The organism is Paenibacillus sp. D51F (assembly GCF_053345695.1).
The window spans coordinates 14,663-34,780 of the sequence record NZ_JBKFAO010000020.1 but is presented as its reverse complement, the minus strand read 5'-3'; the positions used below and the strand labels follow the sequence as shown (position 1 = coordinate 34,780).

Sequence of the window (20,118 nt, the reverse complement as noted above, 5' to 3'; positions counted from 1 at the left end):
GCGGAAAGAAGGAATGTACCCTCATGAACAACAGCAGATGGATTCGAAGCACGGCTGCCGCCGCCGCGCTGACGCTGGTCCTTGCGGGCTGCGGCGCCAAGACGGACGGGAACGCCGCTTCCCCCGAAAGCGCAGAAGGCAAGCTCAAGGTCGTCGCCACCTTTTATCCGATGGCGGAATTCAGCCGTCAAGTCGGCGGGGATCTCGTCGATGTCACCGCTCTCGTCCCGGTCGGCACGGAGCCCCATGACTGGGAGCCGAGCGCAAAGGACATGTCCAAGATCAGCGAAGCGGATGTATTCGTCTACAATGGCATCGTGGAGGAATGGGCCGAGCGCACGCTGGAGAGCGCCGGAAGCAACAAGCGGGTAGCCGTCGAAGCGAGCAGCGGCATCGAGCTGCTGGAAGGCGTCGAGGAAGGGCATGGAGAAGATCATGAAGGCGACAGCGCCGAAGAGAGCCATGGCCATCCCGTCGATCCCCATGTGTGGCTGAGCCCGGCTCTGGCGGTGAAGGAAGTGCGCAGCATTGAAGCGGCATTCAGCCAGGCCGATCCCGAACATGCGGAGCAGTACAAGCAGAACGCGGATGCTTACGCCTCCAAGCTCCAGGACTTGGATGGAGAATTCAAATCCCAGCTATCCGATGTCAAGCGCAAGGACTTCATCACCTCTCATGCGGCCTTCGCTTATCTGGCCAAGGAATACGGCTTGAAGCAGGTTCCGATATCGGGATTGTCGCCGGAGCAGGAGCCTTCGCCGGAGCAGATGGCTCAGGTCGTCAAGTTCGTCAAGGACAACAACGTCCGCACCATTTTCTTCGAAGAGCTGGCCGACTCCAAAATCGCCGATACGATCGCGGCCGAGACGGGCGCGGGCACGGATGTCCTCAATCCGCTCGAAGGCTTGACTCAGGAAGAGACGGCTGCGCAGGAAGACTATGTCTCCATCATGAAGAAGAACTTGGCTGCATTGAAGAAAGCCTTGAACGAGTGACTCTTGCTTTCTTTCTGCTGAATAATCGTAAATATAACCATTTGCCGGATTCGTCCGGCTCTATTCTTCCCATTAAATCGTAAAAATTACAAAAAGGTGAGTGGAATGTTTTGACTATGGAACCCCGTGAGACGAAAGACGTCAGCAGCTATGCGAATATTGAAGGTAAAGCGGAGAGTAATTCCGGAAGGATCTTGCCTGTCACCGTGCTGAGCGGCTACCTGGGCTCGGGCAAGACGACGCTGCTGAACCATATTCTGGCCAACCGGGATGGAATGCGGGTAGCGGTCATCGTCAACGACCTCAGTGAAGTCAATATCGACGCCACCCTGATTAGAGATGGAGGAGGGCTTTCCCGTGTGGATGAAAAGCTCGTGGAAATGTCGAATGGCTGCATCTGCTGTACGCTCCGCGAGGATCTGTTGCGGGAAGTCGAGCGGCTCGCTCAGGAGAACCGCTTTGATTATATCCTGATCGAATCGACCGGGGTAGGCGAGCCGGTGCCGGTTGCCCAGACGTTCTCGTATGCCGACGGGGAATCGGGCATCGATCTGTCCCGCTTCTGCCGGCTGGATACGATGGCGACGGTCGTGGATGCGAGCCGGTTCTGGCATGATCTCGGTTCCGGAGATTCGCTGCTGGCGAGGAAACAGGCTGTCGACGACGGCGACAGCCGGGATGTGGCAGACTTGCTGATCGACCAGATCGAGTTTTGCGATGTGCTGATTCTGAACAAATGCGATCTGGTTCCAGAGCAGGAGCTGGCGAAGCTGGAAGCGGCGCTGCGCCGTCTCCAGCCCCGGGCGAAGCTGATCCGCGCCGAGCATGGCAAGGTCGCGCCTGCGGAGCTGTTGAACACCGGACGTTTCGATTTCGAGGAGGCGAGCTCGTCGGCGGGGTGGCTGAGAGAGCTGGAGCAGCCGGTCCATGTCCCGGAAACAGACGAGTACGGCATTTCCAGCTTCGTCTACGAACGCGCGCGCCCCTTCCATCCGCACAGGCTGGAGGAATGGATGGCGGATTGGCCGGAGCAGATCGTCCGCGCAAAAGGCTTCATGTGGCTGGCGAGCCGGATGGAAACGGCGCAGTCCATCAGCCAGGCGGGACCGTCCATCACCTTCGGGCCAATGGGATACTGGGCAGCGGCGCTTCCGGACGAGGAGCTTGACATGCTCATGAGCGAGCAGCCGGATCTGAAGCAGGACTGGCATCCGCTCTACGGAGACAGGATCAACCGGGTCGTCTTCATCGGAATCGGACTCGAAGCGGATAAGGTTGCGTCTTCGCTGGACGGCTGCCTGCTTACGGATGAGGAAATGGCGGAGGATTGGAGCCGGCTGGAAGACAGTTTGCCGGGAGCATCCTGATCAAGGCTGCAAGGAAGAAGCTTCCACCGTTTGAACCAAGGAATCTATAAGTGCGGATAAAGAAAAGGGCTGCCCCAAAGCCATTGGCTTTTGGGACAGCCCCTTTCCTTCGTATCAAGACGGCTTCAGCAGCTTCCATTCCTCGGCCAGCCTCAGTTCGGGAAGATCGGTGCCGATCAGCACCAGATAAGGCTTGCCGGGATAATTGGACGGGCTCCACTCCGCTCTCCCGCTGCTGAATTGCAGCAGCAGCATCCGGCCGCCGACAACGAGATGCCCTTTGGCGCGGAGAAGACAGGCTTCATGGCGGGCTAGGAAGGTTTCGACAGCTTCAGCGTCCAGCTGCATGCTCTCGGGCATTGGAAGGGTCAACGAACGAATCGCTGCGGCTGGATTCCCTTCGGGATGCCCTTGATGGGCAGCGGCGGGGGACGCCATTCGAAAAGGAGTGAGCGTCGCTGCGCGGGAAGGATGCAGCCCACCCGCCGGCCGCACCCCCGCCCCGGCAGCCGCCTGCCGGGGATCCGGCGCCTGAGGACGAGGATGAACGGAGTGGAGCAGCGAAGCGACGTCCATGGAACAGCGGACGGACGGCAAAAGAGCCGCTTTCCCGTTCAGCTTGCGCAGGGATTTCTGTACTTTGTCGAGCTCTCCGGCCGGAGCCAGATCGGATTTGTTCATCAGCACGATATCGGCCTCGCTTACCTGGCTTCGGAGCAGGCGCACCAGCTGCCTCTCCGCGGAGAAGCGGCTGTTGTGCTCCTGGAACCGGGATGCGTCTACGACAGTCAGGACGCGTTCGAGCTCGAGTCCGGGAGGCAGCTCATCATTACACGGGGAGAACATGGCGACAAGCTCGGCAGGGTCCGCGACTCCGGTCAATTCCATGAATATCAGATCCGGTTCTCCGGCTGCAAGCTGCTTCAGGCTTGCCTCCACCTCGCTTCTTTTAGTGCAGCAGATGCAGCCGTCCAGCAGCTTTTGGACCGGCAGGCTGATCTTCTCCTGCACGATCGCGCCGTCCACATCCTCGCGTCCCAGCTCGTTCATCAGAATTCCCGGCTTCAAGCCTCGCCGATCCGTCTCAACGAGCAGGTTCAGCAGCAGAGTCGTCTTGCCGCTGCCCAGAAATCCAGTCAATATAAATACGGGTATAGTCATAAAAGCTCACCTCGCATCGAAGGGTATTACAAGAAGTACTCTTGTCCGGCTTGTCTTAGAACGAGGCGTTTTGATCTTTTTTGGCGATTGAGGTACAATCAAATAAGAATGATTCTAAACAATAGCGCAGGACAAAGGGGGATCAGATTCATGTCCCAGCATGCGATTGCACTCATGGATGCTGTCAACAGCATGGTCGTCGGAAAAGGGTACAGGCTGACCCCGCAAAGGCGGGCGACGCTGGAAGTGCTGATCGGGAACGAGAGCGACCATCTCAGCGCAGAGGACATCTATTTGAAAGTCAAAAAGCTTCATCCGGAAATCGGCCTCGCGACGGTTTATCGGACGCTGGAGCTGCTGAGCGAGCTCGCCGTCGTGGAGAAGATGCATTTCGGCGATGGGGTTGTCCGCTATGATCTTCGGGCGTCGGGCCAGGCACATATGCATCATCATCTCATCTGCAGCCGATGCGGCCTCGTCAAGGAGATCCAGGACGACTGGCTGGCTGAGCTTGAAGCCAGAGTGGCGAGGGAATACGGCTTTGCCGTGACCGACCACAGGCTGGATTTCACCGGCACCTATCTGCACTGCGGCAGGAAGAGCTGCCGGCGCAAAGCGGTTTCGTGAGAGGGCGATAGGATGGAAAAAGTCCGGTTTCAGGACAGCAGCGCCTTCAGGGAGGCTGCTGAATCATTGTTCCTGGCGGAGAAAGCCAAGCTGCTCGCCGTTCTTCCGGAGGCGGATATCCAGCATGTAGGCAGCACTTCCCTTCCCCGGGGACTGACCAAAGGCGACCTGGACATTCAAGTACGCGTGCAGGCTGACCGCTTCGCGGAAGCAGTCCGGTCGCTCTCATCCCTTTACGAGCGTAACGAAGGCAGCTCAAGCACGGATCAATTCAGGGCGTTCAAGGACGACGGCGTCGTGCCGCCGCTTGGCATCCAGCTCACCGCCGCAGGCTCGGAGACCGATTTTTTCTGGAAGCTCAGGGAGGTTCTGGCCAGGAACGAGTCTTATCTCGAGGAATATGATTCCTTGAAGCGGAGATATGAAGGCTGCGGCATGGACGAGTATCGGGCTGGGAAGAATGCATTTTTCGAGCGGCTGATGACGACGGAGGCGTTCAAAGAGCTGGAATAGTGCTGGCTTACGGCAATTGCGGAAAGAGCTTGATGAGAATGTCGAGGAATTAGACGAGAGCCCCTTTCATAGGGGCTTTTTGCGTTGCACGGCATCATGGTGCGGGAATCGTCCCCGGAAGGACAAAAATAGAAAAATGTAGATTATTGTCGAATTATATTAAAAGAAATAAGATAAGTCTCATAGTGAACCGGGTAACAATACATAACGTGTTACAGATAGACGCATTTCGGCAAGTTCATCATGACCGTAATGAAATGGCTCCATGAACAGAGCGAGGGTGGGCAGGCAGGCATGAGAAAATTTCCAAAACCGGGAGCCGCAGCGGCCGCGGCCGCTGCGGTCGGGATGCTGTTGATCGTCCTTCTCTTCACCAAGCCTTACGCGGGCATTGCGGACAACGGAGATTACTTCCGGGAGATCCATAATCCGGGTCTGTATTATTTGACGGACAGCTTCGACGACCGGCATTTCGGCTACTTCAACCGCGAATTCGGCATTCGGGAGTACCCGTATGACCAGAATTCCCGCTTCATTTCCTCGCTGTCGCTGATGATCCGGGCGGCGCTCGGAATCGATCTCGCGATTACGGGAGACAACCGATTCGACCTTCGCTTTCTTGGTGCTTTGTATTCCGTCCTGTTTATGGCCGCCGTGTACTTGATCGTAAAGGAGGCGGCCAGCAGGCTGAAGCCGGGCATGGCGGCATTTGCCGCGGCTGCGGCGGTTTTCATTCTATCCGATACCGGCTATACGGTCTATTTCAACTCCTTCTACGGCGAGCCGGCCTCCTATATTTTTCTTCTTCTGTCGCTGGTGCTGATGATGAGGCTGCCGGAGCGCAAGGCGGGATGGACGGCGTGGTTCATCGCTTGGACGGCATGCGCGGTGCTGTTCGCCGCGGCGAAGCAGCAGAACGCTCCGGCTGGAATCCTGCTCGCCTTGATGGGGCTTAGACTCTCCTTCCGGATGGACAAGGGCAAATGGCGGCGCGCCGCGCTGTCCGGAACGGCCGCGATCGCGGCCGCGTCCGTCGGCGTCTATCTGTTCATGACGGACGATATCAAGCATATCAACCAGTATCATGCCGTCACCCGCGGAATACTGGAGGGCTCCCTGAATCCGGAACGCGACCTGAAGGAGCTCGGCCTCGACCCCAAGTTCGCGGTTCTTGCAGGGACGACCTACTATGACAAGTATCAGCTGGAGCCGGTCGAGTCTCCGCTGATGGAAAAAGAGTTCTACTCCAAGTTTGGATACGGAACGATCATCGGTTATTATCTCCGCCATGCGGACCGGGCTTTCGAGAAGCTGGACATGGCCGCATCCCAGGCTTACTCCATCCGTCCGGATGCGATGGGCAACTACGAGAAGAGCGCCGGCAAGCCTTATGGAGCCAAGACCTATTTCTTTTCCGGCTGGAGCTCGCTGAAAAAGTTCCCGGACGGATTCCGCTTCATTCTGCTTTATTACGGCGTTTATTATGGCGGGCTTGCCTTCTATTACGCCCGCGCATGGCGGCGGCGCCATCATGAGGACATGTTCCGCCTGGAAGTCATGGCGCTCCCCGGCGTCATCGGCTTGTCGCAGCTGGCGATCGCCTTTCTCGGGGCGGGAGACGCGGACCTCGCCAAACATCTCTTTTTGTTCAACGTCTGTTTCGATCTCATGTTCGGCGTCATGCTCGTTCATGTCGTCCGCCTCTTGGCCGCTTGGCTGACTATTCGATGGAAGGCAGGAATGCATCGGTGGAAATCAAGAAACTCGATATCTGGATGATGGCGCTCATCATCCTTGCGTACGGAATCGTCAACTGGTTCGCGCTGCTGCCAAAGGAAACCTATCTGGAGAACGCCATTCTGATGAGCGTGCTGTTCGCCATCGTTCTTGTCTCTTATGTAAGCAGCCTGGTCGTCGCTCTCTGCGTATCGGCGATCGCCATTTTCTTCTACGGCAGCTATGTCATGTACGGCGCCGTCGTCCTCGGAAGCGGCATCGAATCCCATGTCTACTACTGGCTGGTGCTGCTGCCGGCTGCCGCGATCATGACGGCGTCCGCGGGACAGTCCATCCGTTCCATCCAGCGGGAGAACGGGCGCCTGCGGGAACGCTATTCGGAATACGTGACGATCGACGAGAAAACGGGATTGGACAACGCCAAAGTGTTCCACGCCGTCCTGAATCAGTATATGGGCCTCTCCAGACGCTACAAGCTTCCCTTGTCGGTCATGCTCGTCCGGCTTGATTATTATGACGATATCCGCAGCATTGTCGGGAACGAAGCGATGAGCGATGTCGTCCGCTGGATCGGCAAGCAGCTGGTCGGCAGCACCCGAACGGAGGATTCCGCCTATATGCTGGAAGACGGCAGGACGTTCGCTCTGCTGCTGCTGGGCAATGCCGACGGCGCCCACATCGTGAAGCGGAGAATCAAGGAAACGATCTACTCCTACGAGCTGGAGCGCTCGGCCAAAACCGTCTCTGTCCGGCTCGAGCTGAGAATAGGGGTGGCGGAATACGACTCCGCTCAAAACCAGGATGCCATCATGCTGCGGCGCTTGGCGGAGAAGGAAATGGAATATGACGTGTAGGATGCGGCTGCTTGCTTTGACGGCAGCGGGGCTTATAGCCGCCGGATGGATCGCCGCTCCGGCCTCCGCGCTGGCGATCGCGGGCAACGGCAGCAGCCATGCAGTTCCTTCAGTCGCGGAGCGTTCGGATAAGGCCATGCTGCTCTACGGGAACGATGTTCCTAGAGACAGGCTTATGGCCCAGTACCGGATGCTGAGGTCGACCCATGACTCCGTCGCGCTTCAGCTGGCCGGCCAGGAGATGCCTGGAGAACGAGCCGGCTTGGCGCAAGCTTACGTGACCGGCGATCAGGCAGAAGCGGCCGCCTCTGCCTGGCGCAAGCGTTTCGCGGAAGAAGGAATCGGACTGGAAACGCTGGATGAGCCGGGAGAGCCGAAACCGGCTGTGCAGGAGACGAAGACAGGCCTTTCTTATTTCATGCTGAAGGATGTCAATCCCTTTCTGGATCTGGGCGAGCTGGAGCGCAAAGGGGAATGGCTGCAGGAGAGGAACATCTCCTTTTTCGTGGAGCTTCGTCCCGTATTCGTGAACACGGAATCGGAAGGAATAAAAGCTTATTTCGCAGAGGTCAGAAGCCTGCTGGAACGAGGCGGCATACCGCTGCTCGCCCCGCTCAAGGGCTGGTCGCCTCCGGATGAGTGGCAGTCCTACGTGGAAGGCTCCATGCTCGCGGGAGTGACCGATTCATTGGAGCCCGAACGGCTTATGAAGCAGGCATGGGATGCCTACGCGCAGCAAGGAATTCTCATCGCCGGGATGTCCGGGCCGCTCGATCTGCTGTTCGATCCGTCCTGGCAGCCGATTCTGCAACGCTCCAGCCTGTTCGTCGAGGATGGGGCTTGGCAAGGGTTTTCCCGCGATATCGGCGGAGAGGATGCCTGGAACGGAATCTATCTTCCTTATCGGGAAGGATTGGAGCCGGCTGCTTCCGAAGGGGAGCTCCCCTCGGCGGCTTCCCGCGTCATCGGGCTCGAAGCCGGCGCCGATGCTGCAGCAATGTCGTCGATGCTGGAAGAAGCGGCCAGCGGCGGCACCGTGTTCGCCGAGGCTTCCCTTGTAGACGGCCGGATCCAATGGGACCGCGACGTCCGGCGGACCGGAGGGAAGCTGCTGGTCGACGGCAATCCGCCCGCCGAGTATATTCCTCCCGCCGGCGATCCTGCTGTCCCTGCCCAGCCGGAAGCCGAGACCTCGCTCACGCTGGTCAACAAAGGCATCAAATCGGCCATGGTCGTGCTGCTTGTCGTTTCCATCCTCGTCGCCGCGGCGTTCGCCACCTTTTTCGTCGTCGGCAGGCAGATCAACCGCAGAAAGTTTTTGAGGTGAGGCCATGAACTGGCAGCTTGGGGTTGTCGACTATCTTTTCCTATATTGCATGATATGCATCTGGGTCATGCTGCTCATCAATATCGTGCTCACGATCGGCGGCTATATTTATTATCTCAAAACGCTGAGGATGCGGGTGGACGAGCCGCTGCAGAGCTATCCCTCCGTATCCGTGCTGATTCCCGCCCATAACGAAGAGCGGGTGATCGGCCAGACCGTATCGGCTCTCATCCAACTGGATTATCCCCGGGACAAGCTGGAAATCATCGTTGTCAACGACAACTCCTCGGACCGTACCGGGGAGATTCTGGCGCAAATGCAGGCCGACCATCCCGAGGTGAATCTGCGCGTGCTGACGACCGATGCCGTCACCGGAGGGAGGGGGAAATCCGGAGCGCTCAACAACGGCTATCTCGCCAGCACCGGGGAGGTTCTGGCCGTATATGACGCGGACAATACGCCGGAGCGCTCTGCGCTCAAAATTCTGGTCCACGCTCTGGAGCGGGATAAGCGGCTCGGAGCCGTCATCGGCAAATTCCGCACCCGCAACGTATCCAAAAACTGGCTCACCCGATTCATCAACATCGAGACGCTCGGATTCCAATGGATGGTGCAGGCGGGGAGATGGCAGCTGTTCGGACTGAGCACGATTCCGGGAACGAACTTCGTCGTGAGGCGCTCCATCATCGAAGAGATGGGCGGATGGGACACGAGAGCGATCGCCGAAGACACCGAGATCAGCTTCCGGATCTACCGGCTCGGCTACCGGATCCAGTACATGCCGCTGTCGGTGACCTGGGAGCAGGAGCCGGAGACGATCCCGGTGTGGATCAAGCAGCGGAGCCGGTGGGTGAAGGGCAATATCTACGTGCTGCTCAAAAACCTGGGCCTTCTCTTCTCCCGCGATTCGCGCAGGATCCGGTTCGATCTGCTTTATTTCTGCACGGTCTATTTCCTGTTCCTGAGCTCGGCTCTGTTGTCCGACATCATTTTCGTGCTCGGGATGATGGGGCTGATCGAATACAATGTAGCTGGAAATACGGCGCTTCTCTGGTTCATGGCTTATCTGGTCTTCATCCTGGAGATGGCGATCGCGCTCAGCATGGAGAAGGGACAGAGCCGGCCGCGCAACATCGGACTCATCGCCGTCATGTACTTCACTTACTGCCAGCTGTGGCTCGTCGTGGCGGTGATCGGATTCTGCCAGTATGTCCGCGACGCTGTGCTGCGCAAGGAAGCCGGATGGTACAAAACGGAACGATTCTAGGAGGATAATGAAATGCAAATAAAAGCGATCGCCGCCTTGCTGCTGGCATCCATCCTGCTTGCGTCATTTCCCGGCGCGCGCAGCGTCGGAGCGGAGCCGGCGGCCAACGCGGCAGAGACGCCGGCTGCGACGGAGCCGGCGGCCAACGCGGCCGGGACGCCGTCCGTGATGGAGCCGGCGGCTAACGCGGCAGGGACGCCGGCTGCCGGCCAGCCGCGTCATTATGCGGACGGGACGCTCTCTGCCAAGCTTCCATACCTGCAGGAGCTGCGGCTTCAGGGCATTTACGCATCCCAGGCATCCTATTTCAATCTCGGCACCCGATGGTCGGTGCAGCAGTCCGTGCTGCATCTCGATATCCGGGCAAGCCGCAAAGCCTCGCTCAGCTCCTTGACCGTCGAGATCAACGGCAAGCCGGTGCATTCGGCCGCTCTGAGCGGTTACGGCGAGACCGGCAAGAGGCTAGATGTAGCCGTGCCGGCCGATGCCTGGCGTTCAGGCAGCAATGAGATCCGCTTATGGCTCGGCAATAAGGAATACGGAGAAATCGGATTCTGTGTCGACGAGCGGGACAAGGACAACTGGCTGACCGTCCAGAAGAGCTCCTGGCTGGAAATCGGCTACCGCACCGAGCTGCCTTCCCTGGAGCTGTCGCAATTTCCTTATCCCTTTCTGAAGGATGCAGGCGATACGTCCGGCAGCGGCACCTCCATCGTGCTACCGGATCAGCCGGACGACGCGGAGACGGCCGCCGCCCTCCAGGCCGCCGCTTCCTTGGGCTCCTATGCGCCGGACGGCCTCGTCGGACTCCATATGGACAAGCACGCGGCAATCGTTGCCGGAGATCATCGGAACGACCATCTCATCTATGTCGGCCGGTTGTCCGGAATGCCCGCGGCTATCCGTTCCGCGGCACCGCAGGAGGCGGTGTCCCGCATTGGAGAAGGTCCGGTGCTATTCAGGACCGTATCACCCTATAACCCGAACCGCATCCTGATGGTCATCGCAAGCGGAGACGATTCCTCCGTTCTCGATACGGCGGCCCGGCTGCTGCAGAACAAGGACATGACTTCGCAGCTGCGCGATTCGTCCGCGCTCATTCCGGCCGGCACGGACATCAATCCGGCTTCCGGCCGATTGACCGGCGACACATGGACGCTGGAGCAGCTCGGCTACGACAACGGGCTGGAAGTAAAAGGGCCGCTGCGCCAGCAGACGACGTTCGACATCAAGCTTCCTTCCAACAAGCTCGTCGTTCCGGGAGCGAAAGCCAAGTTCCAGCTCCGGTATGCCCGGAACCTGAATTTCGGCCAGTCCCTCGTTACGCTGTATGTGAACGGGATTCCGGCCGGCAGCAAAAAGCTGGATGCCTCCAAGGCGGACGGCGATGAGTGGGAAGTCAACATTCCGAGCCGCGCGGCCAAGCTGTCCTATCTGGAGTTCTCGGTCGCGTTCGACTTGCAGGTGAACGATTTGAGCTGCGAGCCGATGGGAGAGCAGACTCCGTGGGCGTATATCGATCCGTCCTCCTCCGTCAGCCTCCCGGCCAAGGATGAGCGCTCGATGCTTCTGGATTATTATCCTTGGCCCTTCATCAAGAACGGCAAGTGGAACGACGCGGCTTTCGCGCTTCCATCCGATCCGGATGGGGACGCCTACTCGCTTCTGGCTGGAGCGGCTTCTTATCTGGGCCGTTCCCTGACCGACAACAGCGCTTCCCTGAAGGTGCTGTCCGAAGGAAAGTGGAATCCTTCCCGCGACAAGGGCGTCAATGTCATCGCGGCCGGCACGCCTGCCAGCCTCCCGGCGCTCAAAGCGATGAACGGCAACTTATGGTTCCGCTACGATTCTTCCTTCAGCTATTTCATGTCCAATGAAAAACGCAGGCTGTTGCCCGATTTCGCGAAGCAGCTCGTTTCCTTGCAGCTTGTGCCGTCTCCGGCGGACCCGGCAACGGCCGTGCTGGCCGTCACGGCTCCGGACGAGCGGAACTTGGCGCTGGCAGGCAAATTTCTCGCACAGGATAAAAATGCCACCGGCCTGATCGGCAACGCCGTCCTGATCGACCGCTGGGGAGAAGCGACCAACCATGCCTTCAGCGGCGACGACAGCTACAGCCTGAGCGAGAAAGTGAACCTGAGCACCGGGCAAGCCCGGCTGTTCACGATTCTATTCGGCACGGTGCTGCTTCTCCTGATCATGGGAATCGTCTTCTATCTGCGCAAATACCGGAGGAGGTAGCGCCTGTGTTCCCGATCGGACGCCTAGTGAAGATGCTGCTTGCAGCGGGTCTGGCTGCAGCGGCTTTTGCCGCCGCTGTATGGATGTGGACGTCATCCCATCCGATGGATAAGACGGATTTCCTGAGCCTGAAGGTCAAATCCGCCAACCTGTCGGTCGATTACGATCCGGGACAAGTGCTGGAGGATGTCGGCAGGCTTGGCCTGAACACGGTCAATGTTCCGATCGTCGTCGAAGTAAGCGATGTGCGCTCGAGCGACATGAAGCTTGACGAAGCCAGCCTGGACAAGGCCATTGAGCTCATTCCCCGGCTCCAGAGCCGAGGCCTGCGGATCATCGTCGAGCCTTATCCATGGATCGATCGAGGCAGCGAAGTCGAGACCGACTGGAATCCGGATCAGCCGGATGCCTTTTTCGACCATTGGCTGAGCAGAGTGCTTGTTCCGCTCGCACGCCGGGTTGCCGAGCCTTATCACGCCGATGCGATGATCGCCGGCTCCAATCTCGTGCATCTGGAGCGGTTCGGCGGCGAATGGAGCGCCATGCTCCAGCAGCTGAGAGGCGAATACAGCGGACTTCTGACGTATAAAACCAATTGGTGGTATACGGCTGCCTGGGACGTGGCCAGCACGGCCGCTTACGAAGCCAAGCGCGACAATCCGCTCTGGGCGGATACCGACTTCATCACGGTTGCAGCCTATTTCGAGCTGGCGGAGCGCCCGGCCAATACGGCCGGGCAGCTGATGTCGGCATTGAGCTCCACCGAAGTGAACGGCCGCGGCCAGGATGTCGTGAGCGAAGTGATGGCGTTGTCCGGCAAATGGGGCAAGCCGGTTTACTTCGGCGAGCTCGGGTTCCCTGCCCGCGAATATGCGGCGAAAGAGCCTTGGAATCCATCGCCTTCGGACGTTGAGGACGGAGCCGAGCAGGCCAGGCTGTTCGAGGCTTACCGGGAAGCCTTCTCCGGCAAACCGGGATTCATGGGCTTCTCGGTATTCGCGGTCGGCGAGAAAAGCGAGGACAAGCACTATTATCCTTCGGACGATAGCGTTGAAGTGATCCGTGCCTGGTAAGGCTCGCCATCGTCCGGGCTTGGCCAATGCATACAATGATCCTTTTGACAAGTTATATTTGTTACTATTTTTGAGGGGAACGGTTTCGGTATAATGAAAGCAACGAAAGGAGCGCTTACACCATGCCTATTCAAATCATCACAGACAGCGGTTCTGATCTCCCGACCGACTTGATTGCAGCTCATTCCATAAAAATCGTTCATCTTCCCGTCTCGTTCCAGGACGAGCTTATGCCGGATGAGACGGATGCCGCAAGCTTTTATGCCCGCATGAGGGAATGCCCGGAGCTTCCGCGGACCGCGAGCCCAAGTCCGAACACGTTTTTGGAAGCGTATAAGGACGTAGAAGCCGGCCGCGACATTCTTGTTGTCAGCATGTCCTCGAACATCAGCAGCACCTATCAGTCCGCCTTGATCGCCAAGGGGCTGTATGAGGACGAGGGCCTGCCGAACCGGATCGAAATCATCGACTCCAAAACCTTTTCCGGCGGCTTGTCCCTGGTGGTGTCCCAGGCGGCCGAATGGGCGCGCGCTGGCTCCAGCCTCGACGAGCTCAAGGACAAGGTCAGCAGGCTGGCGCTTGAGACAAGCGCCTTCTTCACGCTCGACAGCCTCGAGAACGTCATCAAGGGCGGAAGGCTGAGCAGGCTTGCCGGCGGCGTGGCGTCGGTGCTCAACATCAAGCTGCTGCTCAAAATCAATGAAGACGGCGTCGTCGAGGTCGAAGAGAAGACGCGCGGCTTCCGCAAAGCGCTGAACTCTCTGCTTGCAAGGCTCGATGACAAGCAGCATGACTACGAGAACGGTTTTGTCGCGATCGTCCACAGCAACTGCGAGAAGCTCGCTCTCGAGTTCAAGGATCGAGTGCTGGAGAAGCATCCGTTCAAAAAGGTGCTGTTCTCCAGCATGGGACCTGTCATGGGAACTTATGCCGGCGAAGGCGGAATCGGCGTCGCGTTCTGATGTCAAGATAAAGAGGGAAATGAAGGGTGCGGCCGCCGCTCCCTTTTTTGGCTTGGACAGGCTTGGATGGCGGCTGCAAGAAGCCGCAGCGGTTATGAGAAAGGAGGCTTGCAGGAAATGCTGGCCAAACAGCGCTACGTCAGAATGGAGCGGGTCTTGAATGGCTCCAGGATGGACACCGTCGTCCTCGAGCTGCATTTGCGGCTGGACCAGGAAGCGATAACGGCGGAAGGCAGAAGCTTCCCCTTGAAGGATGTATACGACATTTCGTACCGGATCGTCGGCGGACAGCTCGGCATCCTGTACCTGCATACGAGCTCCGGAGTCTACCCGTTCAACGTGGAAGACGATCCGGCTGCCTTCATCCTCGCTTTTAAAAGCTCGTTGAATATGTCCGGCAGCAGCGGTTCGAATTCGCTCTGAATCCGATGCAGACTTGGCGAGCTCATGCCGCTCAGGCGCAAGGATAACCGATAGGGGGAATGCATCGTGAACAGCCGCAAAGAGGCTGTAAGCCGCCTCAAAGCAGAAGCATCGACGGGAAGAGCTCTGCTCGGAGCCGGAGCGGGAACGGGGATTTCGGCCAAAAGCGCCGAAGCCGGAGGCGCGGATCTCATCATCATCTACAATTCCGGCTGATACCGGATGGCAGGCCGTGGCTCGCTGGCCGGCCTGATGCCTTACGGAGACGCCAACCGCATCGTCGTGGAGATGGGGGATGAAGTGCTGCCCGTCCTGACCCGGGGCACGCCGGTGCTCGCCGGGGTATGCGGGACGGACCCGTTCCGCATGATGGACCGCTTCCTGAAGCAGCTCAAGGAGCAAGGGTTCGCAGGCGTGCAGAACTTCCCGACCGTCGGCCTGATCGACGGCGTGTTCCGCGCGAATCAAGATCCCGCTCAATCCCGGCCAAGGGATGGGGAGCAGGATCTTTTTTTATTTCTCCAGTTCGATATATTCCCTCGCCAGCTTCCACTGTCCGTCCTCCAGCCTCCATACGAACATGAACCGCGCCGGATGCGGAGCGCCCTCCACCAGATTGATCTCCCTGCCGAGGACGATAACTTCCTGGCCGTTCCTGCGCTCCTGGATATCCGAGATTTGATAGCTCTTCGAAGCTTCTCCGTATTGGCTGAGAACGCCTTCGAGATCATAGCCGAACCCGTACTGATCCGGCCGCTCCAGTCCCGAATGCGCCCAATAACCGGCAAAGCCCGGCGACATCATGGCACGGATCGCATCGGCGTTTTTGCTGACGAAGCCGTCGTTCCAGGCCTGGAAATACTTGTCCATCACGGAATAGATCCCATGCAAGCTTATCCCTTCTTTCATTCCATTATATTCCATGAGTATAACATGGATTTATCGCCGACGACTCGGTTGACATGTATTGAATTTCAAAATTTCGTCGATACCGGCATCGGCCTCTTCATTTCCGCTGCGGATGGATGGTTTTGGCAATGAAGCGCATACTACGCCTGACGACAAGATCAAGGAGGAGCAGACTGTGAAACGTCAGCTGAGAAAGGAATGGCTGGATGAAGAGGAGGCTCTGTCGCAGGAGGAGCTGGAGGCAAGCTTGCTGGAAGTATGGGCGGTCAATCGCTGGCTCGGGGGCAATCCGCCTCTCTTCCGGCATCTGGGCAGGCTGCTGACGGGCTCGAGAGGAAGCGCCGCTCCCGTCCGCGTGCTCGATGTGGCGACCGGCATGGCCGATCAGCCGCTCGCTCTGTGCCGATGGGCGGAGAAACGGGGCATTCCGCTCGAAGTGACCGGAGTCGAGATCAGTCCGTCCATCGCGAAGCTGGCCCGCAAGCGGGTCGGAGGCCACGCCTCCATTACCATTCATGAAGGGGATGGCCGCAAGCTTCCTTTTGGCGACGGAGCTTTTGATATTGCCTTCAGCAACCTCGCCCTGCACCATATGAGCGACGAGGATGCCGTCTCGATGCTGCGGGAGATGGACCGCGTGACGAGGACGGGCTGGATCGTCACGGATCTGGAACGGAGCCGTATGGCATACGGCATCGCGAGGCTGCTCGCCAAGCTGGTATGGCGGAGCCCGGTGACGCGGCATGACGGCCCGTTGTCCGTCCAGCGTTCGTTCACGGCGGCGGAGGCGCGGAGGCTGCTTGCAGCTGCAGGGCTTGAAGCGACGGTCAAGCGCCACTTTCCCTACCGGCTGGCGCTGCTCAGCCGTGTATGACGTGCTCGTGGCGGGAGCCGGTCCGGCCGGAAGCGCGCTTGCATGGACACTCGCGAGAGCCGGGCTGAAAACGGCTCTGCTGGAGGCGCGGCGGCATCCCAGAGGCAAGCCATGCGGAGAGTCGCTGAACCCCGGCGCGGCAGCCGCCTTGGAAAGGCTGGCCGGAAAGAAGCGCTGCCTCGAAGGCGGGTCGGCAGGCCCGGCCCAGAAGTTCGGACATCCGCTGCGCGGCTGGCTGCTGCACTGCGGGTCCGCGAGCATGGAAGCGGAGTTCCCAGGCGGCGCGGCCGGATTTTCCTGCCGCCGCGATCAGCTGGACGGCTGGCTGCTGGAGCAGGCGGAGCTTGCCGGCGCCGAAGTGCTGCAGGAGCATCGCGTACGGAGGGCGATGCGCGACGATGACGGCGGCTGCCTCGTGGAGGGGGAGGCGGGCAGCGGCGCCTTCCGCATTCGAGCCCGTTATGTGGCCGGCGCGGACGGCATCCGCTCCGCCGTCGCCCGTTCATCCGGACTTGGAGCTCCATGGGGAGCGCTGCGCAAAATCGCCATGACGGCGCGCATGAGCGGCATCGAACAGCTTAGCGACAGGGTGGAGCTGCATCTGAATGATGGATCGACGCTTGGAATCGCCCCGCTCAAAGGAGATGCCGCCAATGTGACGCTTGTCCTGCCGGCAGGCTCGGCATGGGCGGAGGAAGGCAGGAACAAGAGCGCCGCCATGCTGCGGGAGCTGTCGAGGCACCCCCAGCTGGAAGGGCGCTGCCGTCAAGCCGTCCTGGAGGACGAGCCTATCGCATGCGGCCCTTTCCATCAGCCCATTCCGCAGCCAGCCTCCGGACGCATCGTGCTTGTCGGGGATGCGGCCGGTTATTACGATCCGCTTACCGGCCAGGGCATCTATCGGGCGCTCAGGAGCGCCGAGCTGGCCGCGCCGCTGCTGCTGCGGGCGCTCGAAACCGGAGACGAGCGTCAGCTCAGCGTGTACGGACGGCTCTATCGGAAGGAATTCGCTGCTGCCGCGGCGCTGCAGCGGGTGATCGAATTCGGGGCTGCGCGGCCCCGATTGTTCGAAGCGTCCATCCGGATATTGGGCCGGACGCCCGGAGCCGGGAGCCGGCTCGCTGCATGGATCGGCGATTGCGGCGGCGTTACTTGACCGGATCAGACAGCCCATCCCGAAGGAGGAGTGCAGCTATGCATACGTATAATGAGATTTACATCGACAGAGCGCCCGACGAGGTGTTTCCTTACGCTAGGGACGTCGATCAGTGGCCGGTTCATCTGCGCCACTACCGCTCCGTGTCGTTTCGAACCGGAGCTCCTGAGTACGGCATCGTGGAGATGGCCGCATGGAGGCATTTCGGCAGGCTGCGCTGGCCGGTATGGTGGGTGAGCAGGATGGAATCGAGGGAAGCCGAGCGCCGGGTATTGTACCGGCATATCGAAGGGGTGACGAAGGGAATGGACGTGGAATGGAAGCTGGAACCGAGCGGGGAAGGCACGAGGGCGTCCATCGTGCATGAATGGGATCGTCCGCCGGTAGGCGGCCTGGCTGCGAGAGGAATCATAGGGCCGGCCTTCGTGCAAGTCATCGCGGACCGGACTTTGGCAGGAATCAAATTCGCGGCGGAAGCCGCCGGAATGGGGCATCGTTCATGAGTGATCGCAGGGCAGTCATAACGGGAATCGGATGCGTGACGCCGATCGGCACTGGAGCCGAAGCTCTTTGGGAAGGGGTGCGTCGGGGAGAAAGCGCCGTCGGGCCGATCGACCGCTTCGTTCCGGAAGGCTTGAAAAGCCGGATCGCAGCCCAGATCAAGGACTTTCGGCCCGAAGACTATATGGATCGCAAACGGGCGCATCGCACGGACCGGTACTCGCAGCTGTCGATCGCATCCGGCCGGATGGCGCTGCGGCATGCGGGCATCGATGCCGGAGCGCTGGATCCGGAGCGGACGGGCATCTTCATGGGAAGCGCGCTGGGAGGCATCTCCTACGCCGAGGAGCAGTGCAGCCAGTACATGGCCGGGGGCTACCGGAGCGTATCGCCGACGCTCGGCTTCTCCGTCTTCGGAGGGGCTTCCTCCTGCAACATGGCGATGGAATTCGGCTTCAACGGCCCGAACGAGACCAACGCGATGAGCTGCGCCTCGGGCGCTGTGGCGATAGGCAGGGCGCTCCAGGCGATCCGCCGCGGCGAAGCCGACGTCATGCTCGCGGGGGGCGCGGAGTCCCCGCTCTCTCCGCTGTCGTTCGGAGCCTTCGACCTGCTGCGCGCGATGTCGACGCGCAACGACGAGCCGGGAAGGGCCAGCCGTCCGTTCGACCGCACGCGGGACGGATTCGTCATGGGGGAAGGGGCGGCCGTGCTCGTCATCGAGGAGGAAGGCCATGCCCGCGCCCGGGGAGCCCGCATCCTGGCGGAGATCAGCGGCTTCGGCGTGACGAACGACGCCCACCACATGAGCGTTCCGCTCCCTTGCGGCACGCAAGCCCAGCGGGCGATGAGGCTGGCGCTGAGCGATGCGGACATGCTGCAGGAAGAGGTGGGCTACATCAACGCCCACGGTTCTTCAACGCTGCTCAACGATGTGACCGAATCGAAAGTCATCCGCAGCGTATTCGGCAGCCGTCCGGTGGCGGTCAGCGGCACGAAAGGGCTGTACGGCCATCCGCTCGGAGCGTCGGGAGCGATCGAAGCCGCCATTACATGCCTGTCGCTGCATCATGGATGGCTGCCGCCGACGGCCAACCTGACGGAACCCGACGAGGAAACCGATCTCGATCTCGTCTACCGGCATGGACGGGACAAAAGGCTGGATGCGGCGCTTTCCAATTCCTACGGCTTCGGCGGCATCAACGCGACGCTCGCTTTCCGCAGCAGATAGTTCCGTCGGAACACGAAAAAAAGCTTCCCCTGACCATCTCATTCGAGATGAAGGGGAAGCTTTTCGGCTTGGAGCTCTATTCGGCGATATCCGCCCAGAACTCTTCGTCGGCGTCCAGCGTAATCTGGGAACGATAGACGCGCATGCCGTACTCCTTGAACATGTACTGCTCGATCGCTTCCTTGAGGTTGGCCTCGACGAGGTAATGCGATCGGTCGCCGATAAATACTTCGGCGGAGAAGCCGTATTCCTCGTCCCAGCCGAGCTGCACCTCGACCTGCGAGGGCTGGAGCCCGCGCCGGCTGGATTCGCTGAGGCATACGGCGTTGATGATCTCGTCCGTCAGGATCCGCATCGGCGATCAGTAAGGCCCGCGGCGATCGTCGGTCGCGGCCTTGCGCTTGTTGCGGAAGTGGACGACGATGGACCGGATGACCATGAACAGGATGTAGATCGCGAGCAGGTTGATGATCAGGCCGAAGAAGTCGCCCATGAAGCCCATGCCGGAGAACATGCTGCCGAACATCAGTCCTGCCAGGCCGCCGATCATGAGGCCTTTCATCATGCTGCCGCCGCTGAAGAAGCCGCGGTTCGCCGTCGTGCCGGCTGCCGCGCCTGCAGCCGGGGTTTTATTGTTGTCCGCCCGCTGTACGTTCTCGGTCGATTTTTTTGGAGTCTGCGTAAAGCTCTGGCGCGGAGATTTCATGCCGCCGCGCTTGGCGTCAACCGTTCCCGCCGCCGTGAAGGCGAACAGAACCGTAAAGGCCAGCATCAGAATAAATCCTTTTTTCATGTCGTGAAAGTCCCCCTCCGAGTGGTAAGTGATGGTATGAACGCCGGGTTCTCGGCATGAACCTCCATTGCGTTTGATTGTGTATACGTCTATGATGATAGTCAGGT

Annotated in this window: 20 protein-coding genes and 1 pseudogene; 17 read left to right on the top strand and 4 right to left on the bottom strand. The window is 59.7% G+C overall.

The genetic code is table 11. The features are described 5' to 3' along the window. Positions 1–23 precede the first annotated feature (23 nt). Together ACLBWT_RS22205 and ACLBWT_RS22200 are read left to right on the top strand one after the other, a co-directional pair. Entirely contained in the window at positions 24–995 is a 972-nt protein-coding gene (locus tag ACLBWT_RS22205) for a metal ABC transporter substrate-binding protein (RefSeq protein WP_447665257.1), read from the top strand. A gap of 116 nt (positions 996–1,111) precedes the next feature. Then, positions 1,112–2,362 carry a GTP-binding protein gene (locus ACLBWT_RS22200; protein WP_447665277.1) on the top strand — a complete coding sequence of 417 codons (1,251 nt, stop codon included), beginning with the start codon at positions 1,112–1,114 and terminating at the stop codon, positions 2,360–2,362. A 114-nt stretch (positions 2,363–2,476) separates the two neighbouring features. Here the strand turns inward: ACLBWT_RS22200 and ACLBWT_RS22195 are convergent, their stop codons facing one another. After that, complete coding sequence (locus tag ACLBWT_RS22195; RefSeq protein ID WP_447665256.1) at positions 2,477–3,523, bottom strand: CobW family GTP-binding protein; 1,047 nt, start codon at positions 3,521–3,523, stop codon at positions 2,477–2,479. A 150-nt stretch (positions 3,524–3,673) separates the two neighbouring features. Between ACLBWT_RS22195 and ACLBWT_RS22190 the strand changes: the two genes are divergently transcribed. From ACLBWT_RS22190 to ACLBWT_RS22140, 11 genes and pseudogenes are all read left to right on the top strand, one after another. Beyond that, entirely contained in the window at positions 3,674–4,150 is a 477-nt protein-coding gene (locus ACLBWT_RS22190; protein WP_447665255.1) for a Fur family transcriptional regulator, read from the top strand. A 12-nt stretch (positions 4,151–4,162) separates the two neighbouring features. Further along, a complete protein-coding gene (locus ACLBWT_RS22185; protein WP_447665254.1) occupies positions 4,163–4,663 on the top strand; it encodes a GrpB family protein in 501 nt (166 codons plus the stop codon). 294 nt (positions 4,664–4,957) lie between these two features. Continuing rightward, entirely contained in the window at positions 4,958–6,442 is a 1,485-nt protein-coding gene (wsfD, locus tag ACLBWT_RS22180; RefSeq protein ID WP_447665253.1) for a glycan biosynthesis hexose transferase WsfD, read from the top strand. Next, a complete protein-coding gene (locus ACLBWT_RS22175; protein ID WP_447665252.1) occupies positions 6,412–7,254 on the top strand; it encodes a GGDEF domain-containing protein in 843 nt (280 codons plus the stop codon). The genes wsfD and ACLBWT_RS22175 overlap by 31 nt, the downstream gene beginning before the upstream one ends. Next, positions 7,244–8,581, top strand: coding sequence for a hypothetical protein (locus ACLBWT_RS22170; protein ID WP_447665251.1), 1,338 nt, complete (start codon positions 7,244–7,246; stop codon positions 8,579–8,581). The genes ACLBWT_RS22175 and ACLBWT_RS22170 overlap by 11 nt, the downstream gene beginning before the upstream one ends. Before the next feature lie 4 nt (positions 8,582–8,585). Further along, positions 8,586–9,848 carry a glycosyltransferase family 2 protein gene (locus tag ACLBWT_RS22165; protein ID WP_447665250.1) on the top strand — a complete coding sequence of 421 codons (1,263 nt, stop codon included), beginning with the start codon at positions 8,586–8,588 and terminating at the stop codon, positions 9,846–9,848. A gap of 12 nt (positions 9,849–9,860) precedes the next feature. After that, entirely contained in the window at positions 9,861–12,089 is a 2,229-nt protein-coding gene (locus ACLBWT_RS22160; protein WP_447665249.1) for a cellulose biosynthesis cyclic di-GMP-binding regulatory protein BcsB, read from the top strand. A 5-nt stretch (positions 12,090–12,094) separates the two neighbouring features. Continuing rightward, complete coding sequence (locus ACLBWT_RS22155) at positions 12,095–13,162, top strand: glycoside hydrolase family 113 (RefSeq protein ID WP_447665248.1); 1,068 nt, start codon at positions 12,095–12,097, stop codon at positions 13,160–13,162. A gap of 122 nt (positions 13,163–13,284) precedes the next feature. Beyond that, positions 13,285–14,124, top strand: coding sequence for a DegV family protein (locus ACLBWT_RS22150; protein WP_447665247.1), 840 nt, complete (start codon positions 13,285–13,287; stop codon positions 14,122–14,124). 117 nt (positions 14,125–14,241) lie between these two features. Then, entirely contained in the window at positions 14,242–14,547 is a 306-nt protein-coding gene (locus ACLBWT_RS22145) for a hypothetical protein (RefSeq protein ID WP_447665246.1), read from the top strand. 66 nt (positions 14,548–14,613) lie between these two features. Further along, positions 14,614–15,012: pseudogene (locus ACLBWT_RS22140) on the top strand (phosphoenolpyruvate hydrolase family protein); the annotation flags it as partial. 48 nt (positions 15,013–15,060) lie between these two features. Here ACLBWT_RS22140 and ACLBWT_RS22135 read toward each other — a convergent pair. Then, the gene (locus tag ACLBWT_RS22135) at positions 15,061–15,438 is read right to left on the bottom strand and encodes a nuclear transport factor 2 family protein (RefSeq protein WP_447665276.1); all 378 of its coding nucleotides are present in this window, start codon (positions 15,436–15,438) and stop codon (positions 15,061–15,063) included. A 193-nt stretch (positions 15,439–15,631) separates the two neighbouring features. On the opposite strand from ACLBWT_RS22135, the gene ACLBWT_RS22130 reads away from it, so the two are divergent. From ACLBWT_RS22130 to ACLBWT_RS22115, 4 genes are read left to right on the top strand one after another with little or no spacing between them, the layout of a single operon-like run. Beyond that, positions 15,632–16,330, top strand: a complete 699-nt coding sequence (locus ACLBWT_RS22130) for a methyltransferase domain-containing protein (RefSeq protein ID WP_447665245.1) — start codon at positions 15,632–15,634, stop codon at positions 16,328–16,330. After that, positions 16,272–17,486, top strand: a complete 1,215-nt coding sequence (locus ACLBWT_RS22125) for an NAD(P)/FAD-dependent oxidoreductase (protein ID WP_447665244.1) — start codon at positions 16,272–16,274, stop codon at positions 17,484–17,486. The genes ACLBWT_RS22130 and ACLBWT_RS22125 overlap by 59 nt, the downstream gene beginning before the upstream one ends. A 38-nt stretch (positions 17,487–17,524) precedes the next feature. After that, on the top strand, positions 17,525–17,989 hold the full coding sequence (locus ACLBWT_RS22120) for an SRPBCC family protein (protein ID WP_447665243.1): 465 nt from the start codon (positions 17,525–17,527) through the stop codon (positions 17,987–17,989). Then, entirely contained in the window at positions 17,986–19,218 is a 1,233-nt protein-coding gene (locus ACLBWT_RS22115; protein ID WP_447665242.1) for a beta-ketoacyl-[acyl-carrier-protein] synthase family protein, read from the top strand. The genes ACLBWT_RS22120 and ACLBWT_RS22115 overlap by 4 nt, the downstream gene beginning before the upstream one ends. Before the next feature lie 76 nt (positions 19,219–19,294). Here ACLBWT_RS22115 and ACLBWT_RS22110 read toward each other — a convergent pair whose 3' ends face one another. Next, on the bottom strand, positions 19,295–19,573 hold the full coding sequence (locus ACLBWT_RS22110) for a DUF2653 family protein (protein WP_048749306.1): 279 nt from the start codon (positions 19,571–19,573) through the stop codon (positions 19,295–19,297). A 6-nt stretch (positions 19,574–19,579) separates the two neighbouring features. Beyond that, positions 19,580–20,011 (bottom strand): hypothetical protein, encoded by a 432-nt coding sequence (locus tag ACLBWT_RS22105; RefSeq protein WP_447665241.1) that lies wholly within the window; start codon positions 20,009–20,011, stop codon positions 19,580–19,582. Positions 20,012–20,118: the final 107 nt, after the last annotated feature.

What these genes read in the sequence shown, in the direction of transcription:
- ACLBWT_RS22205 (WP_447665257.1), top strand. Translation starts at nt 24, where the DNA reads ATGAACAACAGCAGATGGATTCGAAGCACGGCTGCCGCCGCCGCGCTG.
- ACLBWT_RS22200 (WP_447665277.1), top strand. Translation starts at nt 1,112, where the DNA reads ATGGAACCCCGTGAGACGAAAGACGTCAGCAGCTATGCGAATATTGAA.
- ACLBWT_RS22195 (WP_447665256.1), bottom strand. Translation starts at nt 3,523, where the DNA reads ATGACTATACCCGTATTTATATTGACTGGATTTCTGGGCAGCGGCAAG.
- ACLBWT_RS22190 (WP_447665255.1), top strand. Translation starts at nt 3,674, where the DNA reads ATGTCCCAGCATGCGATTGCACTCATGGATGCTGTCAACAGCATGGTC.
- ACLBWT_RS22185 (WP_447665254.1), top strand. Translation starts at nt 4,163, where the DNA reads ATGGAAAAAGTCCGGTTTCAGGACAGCAGCGCCTTCAGGGAGGCTGCT.
- wsfD (WP_447665253.1), top strand. Translation starts at nt 4,958, where the DNA reads ATGAGAAAATTTCCAAAACCGGGAGCCGCAGCGGCCGCGGCCGCTGCG.
- ACLBWT_RS22170 (WP_447665251.1), top strand. Translation starts at nt 7,244, where the DNA reads ATGACGTGTAGGATGCGGCTGCTTGCTTTGACGGCAGCGGGGCTTATA.
- ACLBWT_RS22165 (WP_447665250.1), top strand. Translation starts at nt 8,586, where the DNA reads ATGAACTGGCAGCTTGGGGTTGTCGACTATCTTTTCCTATATTGCATG.
- ACLBWT_RS22160 (WP_447665249.1), top strand. Translation starts at nt 9,861, where the DNA reads ATGCAAATAAAAGCGATCGCCGCCTTGCTGCTGGCATCCATCCTGCTT.
- ACLBWT_RS22150 (WP_447665247.1), top strand. Translation starts at nt 13,285, where the DNA reads ATGCCTATTCAAATCATCACAGACAGCGGTTCTGATCTCCCGACCGAC.
- ACLBWT_RS22145 (WP_447665246.1), top strand. Translation starts at nt 14,242, where the DNA reads ATGCTGGCCAAACAGCGCTACGTCAGAATGGAGCGGGTCTTGAATGGC.
- ACLBWT_RS22120 (WP_447665243.1), top strand. Translation starts at nt 17,525, where the DNA reads ATGCATACGTATAATGAGATTTACATCGACAGAGCGCCCGACGAGGTG.
- ACLBWT_RS22115 (WP_447665242.1), top strand. Translation starts at nt 17,986, where the DNA reads ATGAGTGATCGCAGGGCAGTCATAACGGGAATCGGATGCGTGACGCCG.
- ACLBWT_RS22110 (WP_048749306.1), bottom strand. Translation starts at nt 19,573, where the DNA reads ATGCGGATCCTGACGGACGAGATCATCAACGCCGTATGCCTCAGCGAA.
- ACLBWT_RS22105 (WP_447665241.1), bottom strand. Translation starts at nt 20,011, where the DNA reads ATGAAAAAAGGATTTATTCTGATGCTGGCCTTTACGGTTCTGTTCGCC.